The organism is Paucibacter sp. Y2R2-4 (assembly GCF_025717535.1).
In the GTDB taxonomy this organism is placed as follows: Bacteria; Pseudomonadota; Gammaproteobacteria; order Burkholderiales; family Burkholderiaceae_C; genus Paucibacter_A.
In genome coordinates this window covers 172,086-190,168 of record NZ_JAJIRO010000003.1, presented here as the reverse complement: position 1 = coordinate 190,168, position 18,083 = coordinate 172,086, and the positions used below count along the sequence as shown (strand labels likewise).

The following is an 18,083-nucleotide window of genomic DNA, read 5'->3' as shown; positions in this document are numbered from 1 at the left end:
AAGCAGCGAGGGGGGTGTCCCCCTCCCCCCCTCACCCCACCCCCGGTGTGATGGGAATGTGTGGAGGAATGCACGAAAGTTTGGACGCGTCACCCAAAGAGGCGGCACATCACCCTTCCCTCCTCCTGATCGTCCTACGGAGTCCCACCATGCAAGTCCTTGCCAGCCAGTCCAAGCCCCGCCCCACGACCCACCGGACGGCCAAGACATTGCAAACCCCAGCAGTGGCCGAGGACGAGCAGGAAATAGCCACACCAGCTTTTTGCGCTTGCGGCTGGTTTGACTCCAGTTACGAGCTGAACACCGGCCTGCAAGTCACCGAGGGGCAAGACCCCAGCCTGCTGCAGCTTTGGGCACAGGTTTTGAATGGGACGATGGCGCGGCATTGAGCGGCGCCGATGGCTGCGCCGGTAATGTCGGCAAGCGACGACGCAAATCATCCCGAGTGAAGGCGGTGCTACGCCCCGAGATCTTCAAAGCCAGATGAATGACCGCATCATGGGTGCGCGACTTTGGAGCTCCAAAAGGCAAGAGCAAAAGTGCGGCCATCAGGGCGGCCGGCAAGTAGAGCGGCAACGCCAGGCCCGGCCCCGGTCTCAGCAAGACCCCGCGCAAGCTGAAGGCACTGACGGCACTGCCAAGCACAAAACCGGCCAGAGATTCCGAGGGTGAGTGGGCGCCCACCTTGAGTCTGGAGTAAGCCACCAGGGCCGCCAGCAAGACCGCCAGCCCCACCCACAGCTGCTGCACCCGCAGTCTGCGCCCCTTCATGACCACCCAGGCCAAGCCAGGCAAGATCGAGGCCGAAGCCATGGCATGGCCCGAAATGCCGGTGAAGTCCCAGGCAGCGATCCCGATTCCCCAACCGAAAAACGCCAGCTTGCTGGCCGCAGTGAGGGCGATGGCCAGGCTCAAACCGAGCAGCCAGCGCTTGGCCGTCGCGGTCTGCGGGTCCGCCTGGCTGGAGACGCGCTGATGCCAAAGCAAGGCCATCGCCAGCAAGGCGAGCGGCAGCAGTAGCTGCAGCTCGCCCAATCGGGTCAAAACCTGCCAAAACACCGAGCTGCTATGGGAAACGGAGCCGAAATTCATGGCGTCCATGCTAGCTGCTGAGAATGACGACTCCATGCAGCCATGAACGCAGCTCTTACCGCTGCCAAGGAACGACCCGTTAAGCCTCGGCCTCAGCCACAAGCCTCAGGGTGTCTTCATCGCCACCGAACCATCTTCGGATACATAGCTGATGCTCATAAAAGAGCCCAGGCTGCCGTCCGCCAGCAGTTGATGGCACTGTGCGCCGACGCGATTGAATCCGGTCGCCACCACCTTGGAGCTGCGATTCAGGCACAGCAGGACCCGGCCGCCTTCTTCTTTCACCTGCCATGTGTCGACGTAATTCGCCTCGACCGCAGCACCGAATGCGCAGCTCACATATTCCACGCCACTGCCGTTGGAGCCGGTGTCACCCACCTTGGCGCTGCGCGAAAAACTGCCTTTGGTCTGAGCCAGTTCGCAAGCACCATCACTGCGCGAACTGTTGGCTTCGGTTTGAACCAAGGCCGCATCGAAGAACAGCTCCGAGCTGGACGTCGTGCTTTGCCCATTGGCGCTGAGCTTCATTTCCTGCAGCGTGTAGGCATAGGACTTGCCGTTGACCGGGAAGACCGCCGTCCCCGTCTTGGGCGTCAAACTGAGCACCGCGCTGACTGGAACGGTCCCGCTCGTGCCACTCAAAGACCAGGTTTGGGCCTTGGTGTAGTACTGGGTCATCGCGGCTTGCAGGTCATAGCTGCTGGGCTTGACCGGCTCGGGGTCAGAAGAACTGCCGCCGCCGCCACAAGCCTGCAAAAGGCCCAAGCTCAAGGCCACAGTCGCCATCGCCAGGTGACGTGGGCGGCTTAGCGAGGAAAGTGCGCTAACAGTCGAAGTTTGGATACAGGGCATCGTTGGAGCTCGCGAAGTAGACAACAAATGAAAAAGCGGGCGCATTGCAACCCGCCGCTCCCTCACCGTCCATCGCCCGAAATGGGGGACAGCAAGCCTCAGTAAACCTCCGGCACGATCATCTCTGGCGGCACCGGCTGGCGCAGGTAGTCGTCGTGGCGCTCGCGCGGCGGCAGGGTCACCGGCGCATGCTCGATCTCGTGATACGGCATCTGGGCCAGCAAATGCGCCATGCAGTTCAGGCGGGCTTTTTTCTTGTCCACCGCCTGCACCACCCACCAAGGCGCCTCGGCGATATGGGTGCGCTCCATCATCGTTTCCTTGACCTTGGTGTAGTCCTCCCAGCGGCGGCGCGATTCCAGGTCCATGGGGCTGAGCTTCCACTGCTTCAGCGGATCATGGATGCGGCCCAGGAAGCGGGTGTGCTGCTCTTCGTCGGTGATGGAGAACCAATACTTGATGACCTGAATGCCGGCACGTACCAGCATCTTTTCAAACTCGGGCACCGAGCGGAAGAACTCTTCGTACTCGTCGTCGCTGCAAAAGCCCATCACCCGCTCGACGCCGGCGCGGTTGTACCAGCTGCGGTCAAACAAAACGATCTCTCCGCCGGCCGGCAGGTGCGAGATATAGCGCTGGAAGTACCACTGGGTGCGCTCGCGGTCATTCGGCGCCGGCAGGGCCGCAACCCGGCAAACGCGCGGATTCAAGCGCTGGGTGATGCGCTTGATGACACCGCCCTTGCCGGCCGCATCGCGGCCTTCAAAAATGATGACGGCCTTGTGCTTGGTGTGCACCACCCAGTCTTGCAGCTTGACCAGCTCGCCCTGCAGGCGAAACAGTTCCTTGAAGTAGGCGCGGCGCTGGGCGCGCTGCTCGGGGCTGAAAGAGCCGCTGCCTTCGTCAAAGGCGCGGTCGTCGATCTCCATCTCCAGTTCTTCGTCGTAACTGTCAATCAGATCGGCCTGCATGCGCTGCATCATCTCGGCATGGGGGTCGGCCGAGGGAGTCGCTGCCGGGCGGGTGTTTTCGCTGCTCATAAAAGTAGGGCTGACGCATCAAATGCAATCAGCCCAGACTGCCACAAAGGCATGACACGCCGATGACGCAGCGTGCAGCCCCGAAGAAAAAGCGACTCAGGCGAGCTGCAAACGCTTCACCGGCACCAGCTTGGGGCCTTGCGGCAAAGCATGAGTGGTGACGACAAAATCCTCCGCCGGCATCGGGCGGCCGTAATGCCAGCCTTGGGCCCAGTCGCAGCCTTCGCGCTGCAGCCAGGCGGCCTGCTCGGCGGTTTCCACGCCCTCGGCCAACACGTCCAAGTGCAGGCTGCGCGCCAGCACGATGACGGTGCGGGCAATCGCTGCGACGTTGGCATCCTGGCCCAACTCGGAGACAAAGCTGCGGTCAATCTTCAGCGTATTGACCGGCATGCGGCGCAGATAAGACAGCGAGGAGTAGCCGGTGCCGAAGTCATCAATCGCCACCCGCACGCCGCGCGACTTCAAGGCGCCCAGCAGCTCGATGGCGCCCTCGGCGTCTTCCAGCAGCAAGCTTTCCGTGACTTCCAATTCCAGCGCATGGGCCGGACAGCCGGTGGCCGCCAGGATGTGCTCGACGGAGGCCACGAAGTCCGGCTGACGCAGCTGCCGCGCCGACACATTGACGGCCACCTGCTGCGGCTTGCCCGCCACGCCTTGCCAGCGCGCGGCCTGCGCGCAAGCGGTTTCCAGCACCCAGCGGCCGATCGGGATGATCAGCCCGGTTTCTTCCGCCAAGGGGATGAACTCAGCCGGCGACACCGGCCCGCGGGTCGGGTGCCGCCAGCGCAGCAAGGCCTCGGCTCCGATCAAGGCGCCGTCGGACAAACGCACCTGCGGCTGGAACTCCAGCCTGAATTGCGCGGCCTCATTGGCCAAGCGCAGCGCATGGGTCAACTCGAAGCGCTGCTTGACGGCTTGCGTCAGTTCCGGCCGATAGGCCTGCACCGTGTTGCGAGCATGGGCCTTGGCCCGCACCATGGCGGCCTCGGCATTGCGCAACAAGTCGTCGACGTTCTCACCATCGGTGGGGAACAAGGCCAGGCCAATGCTGGCGCCGAGGTTGAAGCGTTTGGTGATCTCCACCGCACCGTCAAAAATGGGCTCGCGCATCGCATCAATCAGACGCTCGCCCAGACGCATCGAGGTCTCTTCATCGACCAGGCCAGAGAGCACGATGACAAACTCATCCGCCCCCACCCGCGCCACCGTATCACTGGTGCGCAGCGACTGGTTGAAGCGCTCAGCGGCGGCCTTCAAGACGGCATCGCCGGCGCTGTGGCCGGCAATGTCATTGACTTCACGGAATCCGTCCAGATCCACATACAGCACCGCGACGCAGGTGTGGTCGCGCTGGGCCTGGCTGACCTGCTGCTCGATACGGTCGCGCAGCAGGGCCAGATTGGGCAGACCGGTCAAACGGTCATGCAGCTTTTGGTGCAGCAGCTCGGCCTCGGTCTGCTTGATGCGCGAAATATCGGTCAGCACGGCCAGGTAATGCGGCTCGCCGCCCTGCTCGGCCGGCGGCACGCACACCAGCGTGACCCACAGCGGGATGCAGCGGCCGTCCTTGTGGCGGTCAATCAGCTCGCCGCTCCACTTGCTCTTGGCGCCGACCTCGGCCCAGAGCTGCTTCAAGACTTCCGGGTCTTGCTCGCTCAATTGCAAGTAATGCGGCATGGTGCCCAGCAGCTCATCGCAGGCATAGCCGGTGATGGCGCTGAGCGCCGGATTGGCATCGCGGATTAGCAGATCGGCGTCCATCATCATGATGCCTTCGCCGCAATGCTCGAACACGGTGATGGCACGGTGCAGCTTGGTGGTGGCTTCACGCAAGGCGGTCACATCTCGGGCCACGCCGATTTGCCCCAGGCATTGGCCTTCATCAAAGACCTGGGCCTGCACCACGTCCAAGCAGGCGCGGTGTCCGCCGGGCTGGTTCACCCAAGCCATGGTGCGTTGGGTGGTGCCGGCGCCGGTCAGCGCGGCGCTCCACTCGGGGCGCTGCTCCAGTTCATCATCACGGCGCCCGATCAGCTGAGCTTCGGTCAGACCGGTACAGCGCTCAAACGCCGGGTTGGCGCCCTCATAGGCGCCGTTGGCATCTTTGAAATAGACCGGGTCAGGGATCGCATTCAGCAAAGCGCTGAGCTTGCTGCGCTCGCGCCGCACGCGAGCCAGCTCGGTGCGACGTTGACGCAAACGCAGGCGCTGCGACTGCACCAAGGCCAGCACCAAACCCATGGCCAAGGCACCCAGCAAGCTGAAAGCCACCAGCCAGGTCACCGGATCGGACGGATTGATGCCGCTGCTGCTAGCGTCCAGGCTGTGAGCCAGGACGGGTGCAGCAGCGCATAGCGCGATGAAGGCGCCCATGGCCGCCTTCCAGCGGTGGAGTAAATGAATCATCAGCTACCGAATCTTTTGCTTTGAACCCGACTCACCCGAACTCTTGATCCGGTGTGCCTGGTCTTGCGTTTATGACGGTTCAAGCCCACCCACTGCATCCTGCTCGGCAGCGGGTAGCCCCTCGTTCTCGTCGTTTCGGTAGTGTCTGTGCCCGACTTGAGCCTGCCTAGGGTTTACAGGGAGCAGCCAAGCCGGGTTCCCTGCAGGATTGCACGTTTTGCGTCCAATTCGCCGGCTTCTTGGGCGCCGCCCAGCAGATGGACCGAGCGGCCGGCGGCCTTCAGCGGCGCTTCCAGTTCGCGCAAAGGCTCCTGCCCGGCGCACAACACAATGGTGTCACAGGCCAGCAATTGGCGGTCGATGCGCTCCTTGCCGTAGCTGACCCACAGGCCTTCGGGCGTGATGGCCTCGTAATTGACGCCCGCCAGCATTTGCACCGCCTTCATCTTCAAAGCGGCACGGTGGATCCAACCGGTGGTCTTGCCCAGACCCGCGCCCAGCTTGCCCGCCTTGCGCTGCAGCAAATAGATGGAGCGTGCCGGGCTGGCCGGCAGGGGCCGCACCAGGCCGGCGCGCGATTCGACCGGGTCACCAATGCCCCATTCACGCCGCCAAGCCGGCGCGTCTTTGGTGAGCGAGTGACCCTGCTCGGCGCCCGGCTCGGCCAGGTATTCGGCCACGTCAAAGCCAATGCCGCCGGCACCGATCAGCGCCACCGTTTGGCCGACCGGTTTTTTGTGCAGCAAGACGTCGATATAACTCAAGACCTGACCCCGCGCAGCGCCTTCGTCTTGGCCCGGAATGCGCGGGTTGCGCGGCGTCACACCGGTGGCCAGCAAGACCTCGTCAAAGCCCATCAAGTCGGGCGCGGCCACGCGGCGGTTCAGATGCAACTGCACGCCGGTGATTTCCAGTCGGCGGGCGAAGTAGCGCAGGGTTTCGGAAAACTCTTCCTTGCCCGGAATCTGCCGCGCCATATTGAACTGGCCGCCGATCACCGCCGCCGAGTCAAAGAGATGCACCTCGTGGCCGCGCTCGGCCAAGGTGGTCGAGGCTGCCAGGCCCGCCGGGCCGGCGCCGACCACCGCGATCTTCTTGCGCGCTTGCTTGCTGGCGGCCAGCGGAATGACGCGAATCTCCTGCTCATGCGCCGCCCGCGGGTTGACCAAGCAGCTGGCGATCTTTTGCTCAAAAGCGTGGTCCAAGCAGGCCTGGTTGCAAGCGATGCAGGTGTTGATTTCGTCGGCACGACCTTGGCGGGCCTTCTTGACGAACTCCGGGTCGGCCAAAAAAGGCCTCGCCATGCTGACCATATCGGCCGAGCCATCGGCCAGCACGCCCTCGGCGACCTCGGGGCTGTTGATGCGGTTGCTGGTGATCAGCGGCGTCATGATGCCTTCGGCGCGCAGCTGGCTGCGCAGCTTTTGCGTCACCCAGGCAAAGCCGGCGCGCGGCACGCTGGTGGCAATGGTGGGGATGCGCGCCTCGTGCCAGCCGATGCCGGTGTTGATCAAGGTCGCCCCCGCCTTGACCACACCGCGTGCCAGCTCCAGCACCTCGTCCCAGGAGCTGCCGTTGGGGATCAGGTCCAACATCGAGAGCCGGTAGATGATGATGAAGTCCGGCCCCACCGCTTCGCGCATGCGCGTCAGGATCTCAATCGCCAGCCGCATGCGATTGGCATAGTTGCCGCCCCAACCATCGGTGCGCTGATTGGTCGCGCTGACCAAGAACTGGTTGATGAAATAGCCTTCGGAGCCCATCACCTCGACGCCGTCATAGCCAGCCTCGCGGGCCAGCTTGGCGCAGCGGATGAAGGCGCGGATCTGCCGCTCGATGCCGCGCTCACTCAGCTCACGCGGGGTGAAGGGCGAAATCGGTGACTGAATGCGCGAGGGCGCCACGCAGAAGGGCTGGTAGCCATAGCGACCGGTGTGCAGGATCTGCAGCGCGATCTTGCCGCCCTCGGCATGCACCGCCTTGGTCACCACGCTGTGGCGACGCGCCGCACCGGAGGTAGCCAGCGTGCCGGCGAAGGGCTTGGCCCAGCCTTCGATATTGGGCGCATAGCCGCCGGTCACGATCAGGCCGACCTCGCCGCGCGCGCGCTCGGCGAAGTACTCGGCCATGCGATCGAAATGCTTGCGCCCATCTTCCAGCCCGGTGTGCATGCTGCCCATCAACACGCGGTTTTTCAGGGTCGTGAAGCCCAGATCCAGCGGTTCAAGCAGATGGGGGTAGGTCATGGGGCGGCTCCGGGGCGAGTGAATTTTTGATGCTAGCAGTCGATCCCCCGCCCCTCCCCCGTGCTTGCCCTGCTTTGGAGAGCTCGCCCTACTTGCGCTGCGGCTTGGCAGCACAGGGCGAGGGACGGACGCGGCGTTCGCGCAGCAACAAAGCTTTATGCGGCGGAAACCTTGCCACATCCACCAGCAAAGCGCCCCAAGCCCAATCGCGAGCTTGCGACCTTTTCTCCACGGAGCCTCTCTCGATGCATTTCAAATTCTGGACATCCGGCCTGATCCTGGCCACGGCACTGGGCGCCACCCTGGGCTTGAGCGCCTGCGGCGGCGGCAGCAGTGACAACAAGACCACGCAGCTGCGCCTGCTGAATGCCAGCGCCGCCTACAGCTCGCTGGATCTGAGCGTCAACAGCGCCAACCTGAACACCAATGTGGCCTACGGCTCGGTGGGCAGCTATGGCTCGGTGAACACCAGCGCCACGGCCAGCGAGGTACAGACCAACGGCGTCGGCGCCGTCGTGGCCTCACTCACACCGACACTGAGCGCGGGAAGCAACTACACCTTGATCGCCTATGGCTGGAGTGGCGCGGTCCACACCAGCTTGCTGCAAGAGGCCGAAGCCGCAGCGGACAGCAACAAGTCCAAGCTGCTGGTCCTGAACCTTGCTCCCGATGCCGGTGCGCTAGATGTTTACGTCAGCGCCGCCAACAACAGCGAAGACCTCAGCAACTTCACCCCGGTCGCGGCAAATATTGGGGGCGGCTACAGCAGCGGCTACAACAATCTCAACAGTGGCAGCTTCCGGGTCACCCTGACCGGCGCCGGCCAGCCCAAAGACATTCGCCTGGACATTCCCTCGCTGACGCTGGATTCCACCGGCGTGTCCTCGCTGATCGTGACGGCCTCGGTCGGCGGGCATTTGGTCAACGCCATGCACTTGAAACAGCAAGGCGCCGTCACCCATATGCCGAATGCGCTGGCGCGAGTGCGCTTGGCTGCTACGCTGTCGGGCAATCCGCAAGTGAGCGCCAAGCTCGGCGCCAGCTCGGTACTCCCCAGCTTGGTGGCCCCGCAGGTCGGCCAATACCAGGGCTACACGGCCGGCGCTCAAGACCTCAGCCTGGTGGTCAATGGCTCTCCCGTCAGCGTCAGCAGCCCGACCTTGAAGGCCGGCGGCGACTACACCTTATTAGTTTGGGGCACGCCTAGCGCGCCGCAGCTGAGCGTCTTGAGCGACGACAATCATCTGCCCACCAGCTCCAGCATCGCCAAGATCCGCATGATCAACGGCCTGGCCTCCGGCGCCGCGGGGCTGAATCTGACGCTGGACTACAGCACGCTGGCCAGCAATGTGCTGCCCGGTACGGTCTCGGCGCTGAGCTCGGTGCCGGCCAGCAGCAGCTCACTGCTGACCGTCAGCTCACCCAGTTCCTCGACCCCGGTGTTCGGCGCCAGCGGCCTGGCCGTGCCGCAAGGTGCGGTGTTCAGCCTGTTCATGATGGGCGACCCGGCATCACCGGTGGGGCAGCTGGTGCGCGACGACCGTTGATCTCGGACTGAGGCGAAGAAAAAGAGAGCGGCGAGCGCTGAGGCAAGATGCGAGCATGTCTGCCTCAGCCCCGCCGTCCTCCAGCGCCCCCTCCCATAGCGCCCCATCTCTCAAGCCAGCCTCCCGCCACAGTCTGGCGGTGGGCCTGGCCATCGTCATCGCCTGGGGGGTGAACTTCCCTCTGCAAAAGGCGCTGCTGACGGCCATGCAGCCCGAGGGCTTTTTGTTTTTGCGCTTTGCGCTGATGCCGCTCTTGGTGATCGGCCTGCTGCTGCATCGCTATGGCCTACGCTGGCCACGGGTTTCGCGCAGCGACGGCTGGGCGCTGCTGCGCCTAGGTCTGCTGGGCCAAGGCCTGCATCTGGCCTTGAGCAGCTATGGCATTCATTTCTCCACCCCATTTTCAAGCTCGGTGCTGTTGGCCTGCGGGCCGGTGTTCACCTTGCTGATCCTGCGCGCCTTCGGCATCGAGAAGCTGCGAGCGGCGCAACTGGCCGGCATTGCGGTGGCGGCCGGCGGCGCGCTGCTCTTCATGTCAGACAAGCTCTTGGCCGCCAATTGGCGCGCCAGCGGCGGTGACGCAATTTTGCTGCTGGCCGCGGCCATGTTCAGTTATTACACCGTGGCCGCCAAACCGCTGATTGCCCGCCACGGCGCCGTGCTGGTGATGTGTTATGCCAGCCTGGCGGCCACGCTGCCGGTGCTGGCCTACGCCTGGCCGGTGGCACGCGCGGTGGATTGGTCTGCCGTGACCCCGCTGCTCTGGCTGGGCTCGGTCTGGGCCATAGCTGGCATTGGCTTTTTGACCTGGCTGGCCTGGGGCTGGGTGAATGCCGAGCGTGGCGTGGCGCGCACCGCGCCTCTGATTTACCTGATGCCGCCGATTGCCGGTCTTGCCGCCTGGATCAGCACCGGCGAGCAATTCACCGCGCCCAAGTTGATCGGTGCGGCCCTCACCCTGGCTGGCGTGGCCTGGGCCCAGTTTGCACCTCAATCCGGAAACAAAGCGCTCGAATCGACGCTGCCTATGGACTGACAGGTCTCAGCGCGGCCGCGACTCATGAGTCAACCTCAGCGCCTCTTCATCCAGATAGGTCTTGCTTTTGCGCGCCTTTTCTAGCGCAGCCCAGATGGACTTGACCAGCGCCGGCTTGGCCTCAAAAAACGCCGTGTTGAAAACCAGGTACTGATCGGCCACCTTCACCGGCGCGCCCTCCTCCACCATCAGCTTGCGCAGGCTGGGCGAGGCATTGAGCAAGCGCATGGCTTCAAAGTTCTGCAGCACCGCCACCTGCAGCACCCCATGCGTCAACATGCGCGCCAGATCGTCAGAGCTGCGCGCGCTCTTGATCGGGTAGCCCAATTCCTCGATGTTCTTGCCCACGCTATAGCCCAGCTGCACGCCAACCGGCTGGCTACCCAGGTTTTCAAAGCGCTGTTGTTGCCATCGCACCGGGCTGTCGACCCGCCGATAAACATGGAAGCTGTCGGTGTGCATGCGCAATTCGCGGTTCAAGCTGCCATCGGCCAGGGTCGGGTAGCTGCCCCAGACGGCCCGCTCTTTGTTGTAACTGGCGGCAATGGCGGCGTGCATGCGCCCCAGTTGCACCTCCAGCAAGCAGCGCCGCCAGGGCAGGCGCTGATACTCGAACTTCAGGTTCAGCTCCTTCTCCACCAAGCCCAGCTCCAGAAAAGCCAGGCCCCTGGCTTCGCCGGTGATCCAGGGGTAGACCATGGTGTCTTCAAAACACAGGCTGACGGGCGCCTCGGCTGCGCCGGCGTGCAGCGGGACCGCCATGCCGAGGGCACAGCCGAGCGCAAGCGCGCGCCTCATCCCCCACCCAGCCTGCCGCTTGAGACTCAGAACCGCCATCGCACTTTCTCTAAATCAGCGTCCACCCCAGCAAACGCTCTCCGACCTTGATCCTTTCATACTTCCCTGCACCGAACAATTGCCACCTACCCCGAGGCATCGAGGCGAGAGATCAAGGCTGAGGCTACGATCACGCCCATGCTCTGGCCCACTCATTCAAGCGATTCGCTCACACCATGACGCTCCAAACCATTGAAATACACCCGGCCGGCGAAGCCCGCGCCAGCTTGATCGTCTTGCACGGGCTTGGCGCCGATGGTGCCGACTTCATTCCCATGGTCGATGCGCTCCAGCTTGCCGAAGTAGGCCCGCTGCGCTGCGTGATGCCGCGCGCGCCGGAGCGGCCGGTGACGCTGAACAATGGCTATGTGATGCGCGCCTGGTACGACCTCTATGGCCTGGAGACCCACCGTCGCGAGGACGAAGCGGGCTTGCGCGCCTCCATTCGCGAGGTCCACACCTTGATCGATCGCGAACGCGAACGTGGCGTGCCGGCGCATCGCATCGTGCTGGCGGGCTTCTCGCAAGGCTGTGCCATGACTTTGCTGGCCGGCCTTCGCTACCCGGAACGCTTGGCTGGGCTGGCAGGCCTGTCGGGCTATCTGCCTTTGATGGCCAGCACGGCAGCCGAACGCCATGCGGCCAATGCTGAAACCCCCATCTTCATAGCCCATGGCAGTCAAGACGATGTGGTGGCTATTGAGCGCGGCCGCACCGCTCGCGATGCCTTGGCCAACCTGGGCTACCGCATCGAATGGCATGACTACCCCATGGCGCACTCGATGTGCATGGAAGAGGTCAACGATCTGAACCGTTGGCTGCTGCAGGTCTTGAAATAGAAGATTATGCTGGCGGCCTCCAGGCCAAATTTCTGATGCCATGAGCACTGTCTTTTCCCATCCTTTCTCGATCATCGCCACTGCACGCGGCTTGCGCGGACTGCTCGCGGCCCTGAGCTTGCTGCTGCTCTTGCCGGGCTGCGCCGGCTTGGCGCATCGCGACGCGCTGAAGGTGCAAGTCGCCGGCGTTGAATCGATGCGCGGCGAGGGGCTGGAGCTGCGTTTTCTGGTCAAGCTGAGGGTGCAAAACCCCAACGAGGCCGCGATTGAGTACGACGGTGTGGCCTTGGATCTGGAGCTCAATGGCAAGAGCTTTGCCAGCGGCGTCAGTGACCAAAAAGGCGTGGTGCCGCGCTTTGGCGACAGCGTGCTCGAGATCCCTTTGACGGTCTCGGCTTTCGCGGCCGTGCGCCAGGCTTTGACTCTGCCCGGCGCGGCCGAAAAGGGCGAGCTGCCTTATGTGCTCAGCGGCAAGTTGGCCGGCGGCTTGTTTGGCACCGTGCGCTTCAACAGCAGCGGCACGCTGAAACTGCCGAACTAAAGCGCAGCAACGGGGGCCGCCCCGGCCGGCCTAAGCCTGGATGTCCGAATAGAAGCGCACCCCGCCCTGCCCCACGGCCTTGGCCTCGTACATGGCCTTGTCCGCCTTGGCCATGATCTCGGCGCGGGTGAGGCCATCTTGTGGGTAGCGGCCAATGCCGATGCTGGCTCCCAGTTGCAGCTGATGGCCTTCATAGGCAATCGGTGCGGTCAGGCCATTGAGTAACTTTTCGGCGATGGCGGCCACATGGGCCATGCTGGTCTGGGCGTCCAGCAGCACCACGAACTCATCGCCGCCCAAGCGCGCCACGGTGTCCACCTCGCGCATCATGCCTTGCAGTCGCTCGGCCACGATCTTCAAGACCGCATCGCCGGCATCATGACCAAAACGATCATTCAGTTGCTTGAAACGGTCCAGGTCAATGAACAAAACACAAACGCCGCCGCCATGACGCTTGGCGTGGGCGCAGGCGGCGTCGAGCCGGTCTTCCAACAAGCGCCGATTCGGCAGGCCGGTCAGCATGTCATGTTGGGCCAGATGCTCCAGTGCCTCTTGCTTGCCCAGCAGCTCGGCCATCTGCGCCTTGATCTGCTCCTGCATCTGCGCAAAGTTCCGCGCCAAGCTGCCGATTTCGTCCTTGCGGTTCAAAGGCAATGGCCCGGCCGGCAGCCCTTGAGCAAAGCGCTGGGCAGCATCGCTGACGGCATTGATGGGGCGAGTGAAGAGTCGCGCCAGGCCGAAGGCGAGCAAGAGGCAGAGCAGACACAGGGCGGCCACGATTTGCAAGGTGGCCAAGGCCAGCTCACGGGTGCGGCCCAAAACATCATCGAGGGGCTCGCCCAAGCCCAGCACCATGCGACTTTCGTTGGCGCGCACCTTGATGTCTTGCGCAATGAAGGCCGCCACGATGGGTGTTTGCGCATAGGCCTTGTCGCTGGCCTCGAACACGACCTGGTTTCTCTTGCCTTGCACCAAGTCCAGATTGGGCGGCATATCGTCTTGAATCAGCTGACGCTGGCCGCGATCAAAGCCAAAGGTCTTGCGCGCATCGGGGTGGATCAGGATGTCACCTTCGGCATTCGCCAAAAAGACCTGGTAGCTGGAGGGCAAGTCCGCCTTCAGCAAGGCGAAAACACCCTGCAAGTCCACATTCACCACCACCAGGCCCAAAGCTGTGGAGGTGGCGCCTGCGGCTTGAGCCGCGGCTGCACGCACCGGCATGGCCAGTTGCAAGGTGGGCTGGTCCTGCCCCGCATTGGCGCTGAGTTCGTGGTTGATGCTGATGCGGGACATATAGGTCTCGCCGGCGGCCAGCTGCAGGGTGTCGGCGACATAGTCGTAATGCCCCTTCTCCTGCAAGTCTTGGCCTTGCACCCGCACCAAGGCGCTGCCTCGGCGATCCACCCGAACACGCTCCAGCCCGTAGTCGCTGGCAGACACCAGACGCAACTGGAAGTAGGCGGGGTTGGCGCCCATGAATTGACTGAACAGCGTGGCCATCTGCTCAGCCGCCACCGAGTCACCCGGCTTGAGCAAGGCTTCCACCGCCGCTGGGTGGCTGCTCAAGACCTGCAGATGGCGGCTGATTTCCTCCCGGTTCACCGAGATGCGCCTGGCCAGCACACGAGTTGAGGTCAGCAACTCTTCCTTGGCGGCATTGACCAGCATGTCGCGGCTGGCCTCATAGGCATAAAAGCCGGTCAAGCCGGCCGCCAGCACGCCCACGGCGGCCAACAAAAGGCCCAGCTTGACGGCAATGCCCTGACGCCTCATCTTGCTCATGACTCCAGCACCTTGGCGGCGCGGTCGCCCGAAATGATGCGCGCCCAGAGCTGATTGCGCCGCTCTTCACTCTCCACCGGCTCCAGCCAGATCAGCTTGTCTTCGGCCCGGTAGTCGCTCGACTCCAAGGTGGTATTGCCCAGGCCTTGGCGGCTGCCCAGCAAGCGGCTGGCCTCGTCCTCCAACACATGGTTGATCCAGGCATGCGCCAGCTGTGAGTCTTGCGCCTGGCGCGTGATCACCCAGCAATCCAGCCAGGCCAAAGCACCTTCTTTAGGGATGGCATAGGCCGCGTCCACACCGGCCGCCCTCAGCTGCAGCAATTGCTGGCGACCGAAGTTGGCCAGCATCAGCGCGGCCTGGCGGCGTTTGAACAGCGCCACCGATTCCTCCGGCCGAGTGTAGAAGCCGCCGGCATTGCGCCGCAGTGCAATCAGGCGCTCGATGCTGGCCCGCCATTGCTGAACGCTGAGCTCAAAAGGCTTGGGCAAACCCAGGCTTTGTGCGGCCAGAGTGAAATTGTGGGTGCCGCCGTTGTAGGCGATAACGCGGCCGCGGTAGCGCGGGTCCCAAAGCGCAGCGATCGAATCCGGCGCTTCTTGCACCCGGCTGCGGTCATAGATCAAGCCCATTTCTGCAAAAGTGAAGGGCACGCCATAGCGGCTGCCGTCGACACTCAAACCCGCAAGCGCGCTGCCGCTGCGAAAACGCGGCAACTGCTTGGCCAAATTGGGGATCAAACTGGGCTTGATCTCGGCCAACAAGTCTTGCCGAACATAACGTCTCAACTCGGCTGTGTTGACTGCGAAAACATCGAAGTCTCGCCCCTGCCTGGCAGTCATTTTTTGCCACAGGTCCACATCGGAATCGATCACGGTCAGCGCCACCTGGGCGCCGCTGCGCTGCTCAAAGCGTTTCACCACCTCGGGCTCGGCATAGCCGGGCCAGGCCAGAACCCGCAAGCGCGTGCCTTCCGCCGCCCAGGCGGGCGCAGCGACCGACGCCAGGGCCGTGCTCATCTGCTTACAAAAATCTCGTCGCTGCCACATGGCCCAATGCACTGAAACTGAAGTTCGACACCGGGCGCTCGGCCCGCAATGCCTGAAGAATGCTTCGATCAAAGTCGAATACTGCGCTATGCCGCCGACTTTTCCTTGAAAGGCCCTTGTGACTAGACATAGTCCGTTACTTTTAGCACAAAGAATGCCCGACTCAGGCCGCCGAGCGAGGCGGCAGGCCGCGCCACAGCAGGCGCTTGAAGACCTCCAGCAGCAGCAAAACCGCCATGCCCAAGCCCATCGCCGCTGCGAGCAAAGGCAGCGGCGGTAGCGCAAAGCGAAACACCTCACGCAGGACCGGAACGCCCAGGGCCAGGGTCAGCAAAACCACGGTGCCCCCCAGCATCAGCCAGAGCAGTCGATTGGGCCGCAACCATCCCTTCACCATGCCGCCGGACATGGAGCGATTCGCCAGGATCAAAGCCATATCGCAGACCACCAAGGCGGTAAAAGCCAAGGCCCGTGCCTGCGCCTCTTCCACGCCCCAGGACAAAAGAGCCGCAAACCAGCCGCCCACGGCAATCAGCAAGACCACGCCTTGCGCCAAGCTCCACAACAGCAGGTTGGTGGAGAACAAAGGCGCGGCCGGATCGCGCGGCGGGCGGCTCATCACATCGGGCTCTTCCGGCTCGGCCTCAAACACCACCGAACACACCGGGTCGATCAACAACTCCAAGAACGCGATATGCACCGGCGACAAGATCACCGGCCAGCCCAGCAACAGGGGCAGCAGCGACAGGCCCGCGATCGGCACATGCACCGCCATCACAAAAGCCATGGCCTTGCGCAGATTGTCAAAAATGCGCCGCCCCAGGCGCACTGCATGCACGATGGAGGCAAAGTTGTCATCCAACAAGACCAGGCTGGCCGCCTCGCGCGCCACATCGGTGCCGCGCCCGCCCATGGCGATGCCGATATGGGCCGCCTTCAGCGAGGGCGCGTCGTTGACGCCGTCACCCGTCATGGCCACCACCTCGCCCTGGGCCTTCAAAGCCTCCACCAAGGCCAGCTTTTGCGCCGGCTTGATGCGAGCAAAGACCTGCAGACTTTGCACCTGACGCTGCAAGTCAGCGTCACTCAGGCCGGCCATGTCGGTGCCGGTTAGCGCTTGGGACTTGGCGCCCGAAGGCAGCAAGCCGGCTTGGCCCGCGATGGCCAAGGCCGTGGCCGGATGATCGCCGGTCACCATCAAGACACGCAGCCCGGCCGCCCGGCATTCGGCAATCGCCGCCGGCACTTCGGGTCGCAGCGGGTCGGCAAAAGCCAGCAAGCCCAGCAGCTTGAAGGCAAAGCCCGCCGGCTCGGCCGGCCAGGGCGAGCCCGGCCATTCGGCTTGCGCCACTGCCAAAACGCGCAGGCCGCGTGCGGCCATGGCCTCGGTCTGCGCCAGCACGGCCGCCCGCAGCTGCGGCTCGGGCGCACACAAGGCCAGCACAGCCTCCACCGCGCCCTTGATGGCCACGGCATGCGAGCCTTGCTCATGGGTCTGCCAGACATGGGTCATGGCGGGCAGGCTGGGGCTGAGCGCGTATTCATGCACCAAGACCCAAGTCGGGTGCAGAGCCTCAGCCGGCAACTGGGCTTGAGCCAAGGCCAACAAGCTGCGTTCCATGGGATCAAACGGCTCGAGCTCGCTGGCCAAGACGGCCCACTCCAGCAAGGGATGCAAGCCGGCTGGCAGCGCAGCCTTGCCCAAGGACCAGGTCTGCAGAGCTGGATCTCCCCCCGGGCCGGGCACCCAAGCGCTCAGCTCGGCCAGCGCCATTTGATTGAGCGTCAAGGTGCCGGTCTTGTCGGTGCACAAGACCGTGGCCGAGCCCAGGGTTTCAATGGTCGCGGGGCGGCGAGTCAGCACCTGCTGGCGCGACAAACGCCAGGCGCCCATGGCCATGAAGACAGTCAGGATCAGCAAGAACTCCTGCGGCAACATGGACATGGCCAAGGTGATGCCGGCCAGCAGGCCGCTCAGCCACTCACCGCGCGCCAGGCCGTAGATCAAGAAGAGCAAGAGGCTCAGGCTCAAGCCAATCACCGAGAAGATGCGCACCAGCCGCCGCGTTTGTTGGTGCAAGGGCGTGGGCGGGATGTCGATCTCGGCCAGAGACTTGCCAATGCGGCCCATCTCGGTGCGCGGCCCGGTGGCGGTGACGCGCGCCCGCCCTTGCCCGCTGACCACCAAGGTGCCGGCAAAGACCTGCTGCTGCTCACCGACGACGGCCTCGCCCGGCTCTGGGCTGCGCTTGGCCACGGCCAAAGATTCACCGCTGAGCATGGACTCATCGCACTGCAAATCATTCGCCTGCAGGAGCTGCGCATCGGCGGCGACCCGGTCACCCTCGGTCAGCAACAGCAAATCGCCACAGACCAGCTCACGGCCCGCGATGCGCAGCATCTTGCCGTCACGGATGACCTGGGCTCGCGGGCTGCTCAGATCGCGCAGCGCCTCCAGCACCCGTTCGGTACGCTGCTCCTGGCTGACGCTGATGATCACCGTCAGCAAGACAAAGGCCAGCAGCATCAGCGCCTCGCCGCGATTGCCCAACAGCAAATAGACCGCACCGGCGGCCAGCAAGAGCTGCAGCATCGGCTCGCGCGCCAAGTCGGCCAGGATGTGCCAAGCGCGGCGCTTCTTCGGCGGGCTGAGTTCGTTGGGGCCGTCTTCAGCCAAGAGCCGGTCAGCCTGCGTTTGGCTCAGGCCTAGATCTTCTGCCGGTGGGCGGGAGGGGGCGTTCATCTCTCTCATTGTCCAAAGCTGTGGGGTCTTGCAACTGATGTGGCGCAAGCCCCGGCCAGTCTTTCAGCCC

Annotated in this window: 13 protein-coding genes; 4 read left to right on the top strand and 9 right to left on the bottom strand. The window is 63.8% G+C overall.

Going from position 1 to position 18,083, the window contains the following annotated elements; all coding sequences use genetic code 11:
* Positions 1-315 precede the first annotated feature (315 nt).
* From LNV06_RS12060 to LNV06_RS12040, 5 genes are all read right to left on the bottom strand, one after another.
* Positions 316-1,101 carry a phosphatase PAP2 family protein gene (locus LNV06_RS12060; protein ID WP_263538536.1) on the bottom strand — a complete coding sequence of 262 codons (786 nt, stop codon included), beginning with the start codon at positions 1,099-1,101 and terminating at the stop codon, positions 316-318.
* Positions 1,102-1,197: 96 nt separating this feature from the next.
* Positions 1,198-1,878 (bottom strand): hypothetical protein, encoded by a 681-nt coding sequence (locus LNV06_RS12055; protein WP_263538535.1) that lies wholly within the window; start codon positions 1,876-1,878, stop codon positions 1,198-1,200.
* 164 nt (positions 1,879-2,042) lie between these two features.
* Positions 2,043-2,927, bottom strand: a complete 885-nt coding sequence (gene ppk2 / locus LNV06_RS12050; RefSeq protein WP_411970118.1) for a polyphosphate kinase 2 — start codon at positions 2,925-2,927, stop codon at positions 2,043-2,045.
* Positions 2,928-3,080: 153 nt separating this feature from the next.
* On the bottom strand, positions 3,081-5,393 hold the full coding sequence (locus tag LNV06_RS12045) for a putative bifunctional diguanylate cyclase/phosphodiesterase (protein WP_263538533.1): 2,313 nt from the start codon (positions 5,391-5,393) through the stop codon (positions 3,081-3,083).
* Between the two features lie 173 nt (positions 5,394-5,566).
* A complete protein-coding gene (locus LNV06_RS12040; RefSeq protein ID WP_263538532.1) occupies positions 5,567-7,639 on the bottom strand; it encodes an NADPH-dependent 2,4-dienoyl-CoA reductase in 2,073 nt (690 codons plus the stop codon).
* 245 nt (positions 7,640-7,884) lie between these two features.
* Between LNV06_RS12040 and LNV06_RS12035 the strand changes: the two genes are divergently transcribed.
* Both LNV06_RS12035 and LNV06_RS12030 read left to right on the top strand, forming a co-directional pair.
* Positions 7,885-9,186 (top strand): DUF4397 domain-containing protein, encoded by a 1,302-nt coding sequence (locus tag LNV06_RS12035; RefSeq protein WP_263538531.1) that lies wholly within the window; start codon positions 7,885-7,887, stop codon positions 9,184-9,186.
* 55 nt (positions 9,187-9,241) lie between these two features.
* The gene (locus LNV06_RS12030; RefSeq protein ID WP_263538530.1) at positions 9,242-10,222 is read left to right on the top strand and encodes a DMT family transporter; all 981 of its coding nucleotides are present in this window, start codon (positions 9,242-9,244) and stop codon (positions 10,220-10,222) included.
* Between the two features lie 6 nt (positions 10,223-10,228).
* On the opposite strand, the gene LNV06_RS12025 is transcribed toward LNV06_RS12030, so the two are convergent.
* Positions 10,229-10,984, bottom strand: a complete 756-nt coding sequence (locus LNV06_RS12025; protein ID WP_263538529.1) for a substrate-binding periplasmic protein — start codon at positions 10,982-10,984, stop codon at positions 10,229-10,231.
* A 251-nt stretch (positions 10,985-11,235) separates the two neighbouring features.
* Here LNV06_RS12025 and LNV06_RS12020 point away from each other — a divergent pair, with 251 nt between their 5' ends.
* Positions 11,236-11,898, top strand: a complete 663-nt coding sequence (locus tag LNV06_RS12020) for an alpha/beta hydrolase (RefSeq protein ID WP_263538528.1) — start codon at positions 11,236-11,238, stop codon at positions 11,896-11,898.
* Positions 11,899-11,938: 40 nt separating this feature from the next.
* Positions 11,939-12,439, top strand: coding sequence for an LEA/WHy family protein (locus tag LNV06_RS12015; protein ID WP_263538527.1), 501 nt, complete (start codon positions 11,939-11,941; stop codon positions 12,437-12,439).
* A gap of 30 nt (positions 12,440-12,469) precedes the next feature.
* Here the strand turns inward: LNV06_RS12015 and LNV06_RS12010 are convergent, their stop codons facing one another.
* From LNV06_RS12010 to LNV06_RS12000, 3 genes are all read right to left on the bottom strand, one after another.
* Entirely contained in the window at positions 12,470-14,221 is a 1,752-nt protein-coding gene (locus tag LNV06_RS12010) for a diguanylate cyclase domain-containing protein (protein ID WP_263538526.1), read from the bottom strand.
* A complete protein-coding gene (locus LNV06_RS12005) occupies positions 14,218-15,240 on the bottom strand; it encodes an extracellular solute-binding protein (protein WP_263538525.1) in 1,023 nt (340 codons plus the stop codon). The genes LNV06_RS12010 and LNV06_RS12005 overlap by 4 nt, the downstream gene beginning before the upstream one ends.
* 193 nt (positions 15,241-15,433) lie before the next feature.
* Positions 15,434-18,013, bottom strand: coding sequence for a cation-translocating P-type ATPase (locus LNV06_RS12000; protein WP_263538524.1), 2,580 nt, complete (start codon positions 18,011-18,013; stop codon positions 15,434-15,436).
* Positions 18,014-18,083: the final 70 nt, after the last annotated feature.

What these genes read in the sequence shown, in the direction of transcription:
- LNV06_RS12010 (WP_263538526.1), bottom strand. Translation starts at nt 14,221, where the DNA reads ATGAGCAAGATGAGGCGTCAGGGCATTGCCGTCAAGCTGGGCCTTTTG.
- LNV06_RS12000 (WP_263538524.1), bottom strand. Translation starts at nt 18,013, where the DNA reads ATGAACGCCCCCTCCCGCCCACCGGCAGAAGATCTAGGCCTGAGCCAA.
- LNV06_RS12005 (WP_263538525.1), bottom strand. Translation starts at nt 15,240, where the DNA reads ATGAGCACGGCCCTGGCGTCGGTCGCTGCGCCCGCCTGGGCGGCGGAA.
- LNV06_RS12045 (WP_263538533.1), bottom strand. Translation starts at nt 5,393, where the DNA reads ATGATTCATTTACTCCACCGCTGGAAGGCGGCCATGGGCGCCTTCATC.
- LNV06_RS12015 (WP_263538527.1), top strand. Translation starts at nt 11,939, where the DNA reads ATGAGCACTGTCTTTTCCCATCCTTTCTCGATCATCGCCACTGCACGC.
- LNV06_RS12035 (WP_263538531.1), top strand. Translation starts at nt 7,885, where the DNA reads ATGCATTTCAAATTCTGGACATCCGGCCTGATCCTGGCCACGGCACTG.
- ppk2 (WP_411970118.1), bottom strand. Translation starts at nt 2,927, where the DNA reads ATGATGCAGCGCATGCAGGCCGATCTGATTGACAGTTACGACGAAGAA.
- LNV06_RS12020 (WP_263538528.1), top strand. Translation starts at nt 11,236, where the DNA reads ATGACGCTCCAAACCATTGAAATACACCCGGCCGGCGAAGCCCGCGCC.
- LNV06_RS12025 (WP_263538529.1), bottom strand. Translation starts at nt 10,984, where the DNA reads ATGGCGGTCCCGCTGCACGCCGGCGCAGCCGAGGCGCCCGTCAGCCTG.
- LNV06_RS12030 (WP_263538530.1), top strand. Translation starts at nt 9,242, where the DNA reads ATGTCTGCCTCAGCCCCGCCGTCCTCCAGCGCCCCCTCCCATAGCGCC.
- LNV06_RS12055 (WP_263538535.1), bottom strand. Translation starts at nt 1,878, where the DNA reads ATGGCGACTGTGGCCTTGAGCTTGGGCCTTTTGCAGGCTTGTGGCGGC.
- LNV06_RS12040 (WP_263538532.1), bottom strand. Translation starts at nt 7,639, where the DNA reads ATGACCTACCCCCATCTGCTTGAACCGCTGGATCTGGGCTTCACGACC.
- LNV06_RS12060 (WP_263538536.1), bottom strand. Translation starts at nt 1,101, where the DNA reads ATGGACGCCATGAATTTCGGCTCCGTTTCCCATAGCAGCTCGGTGTTT.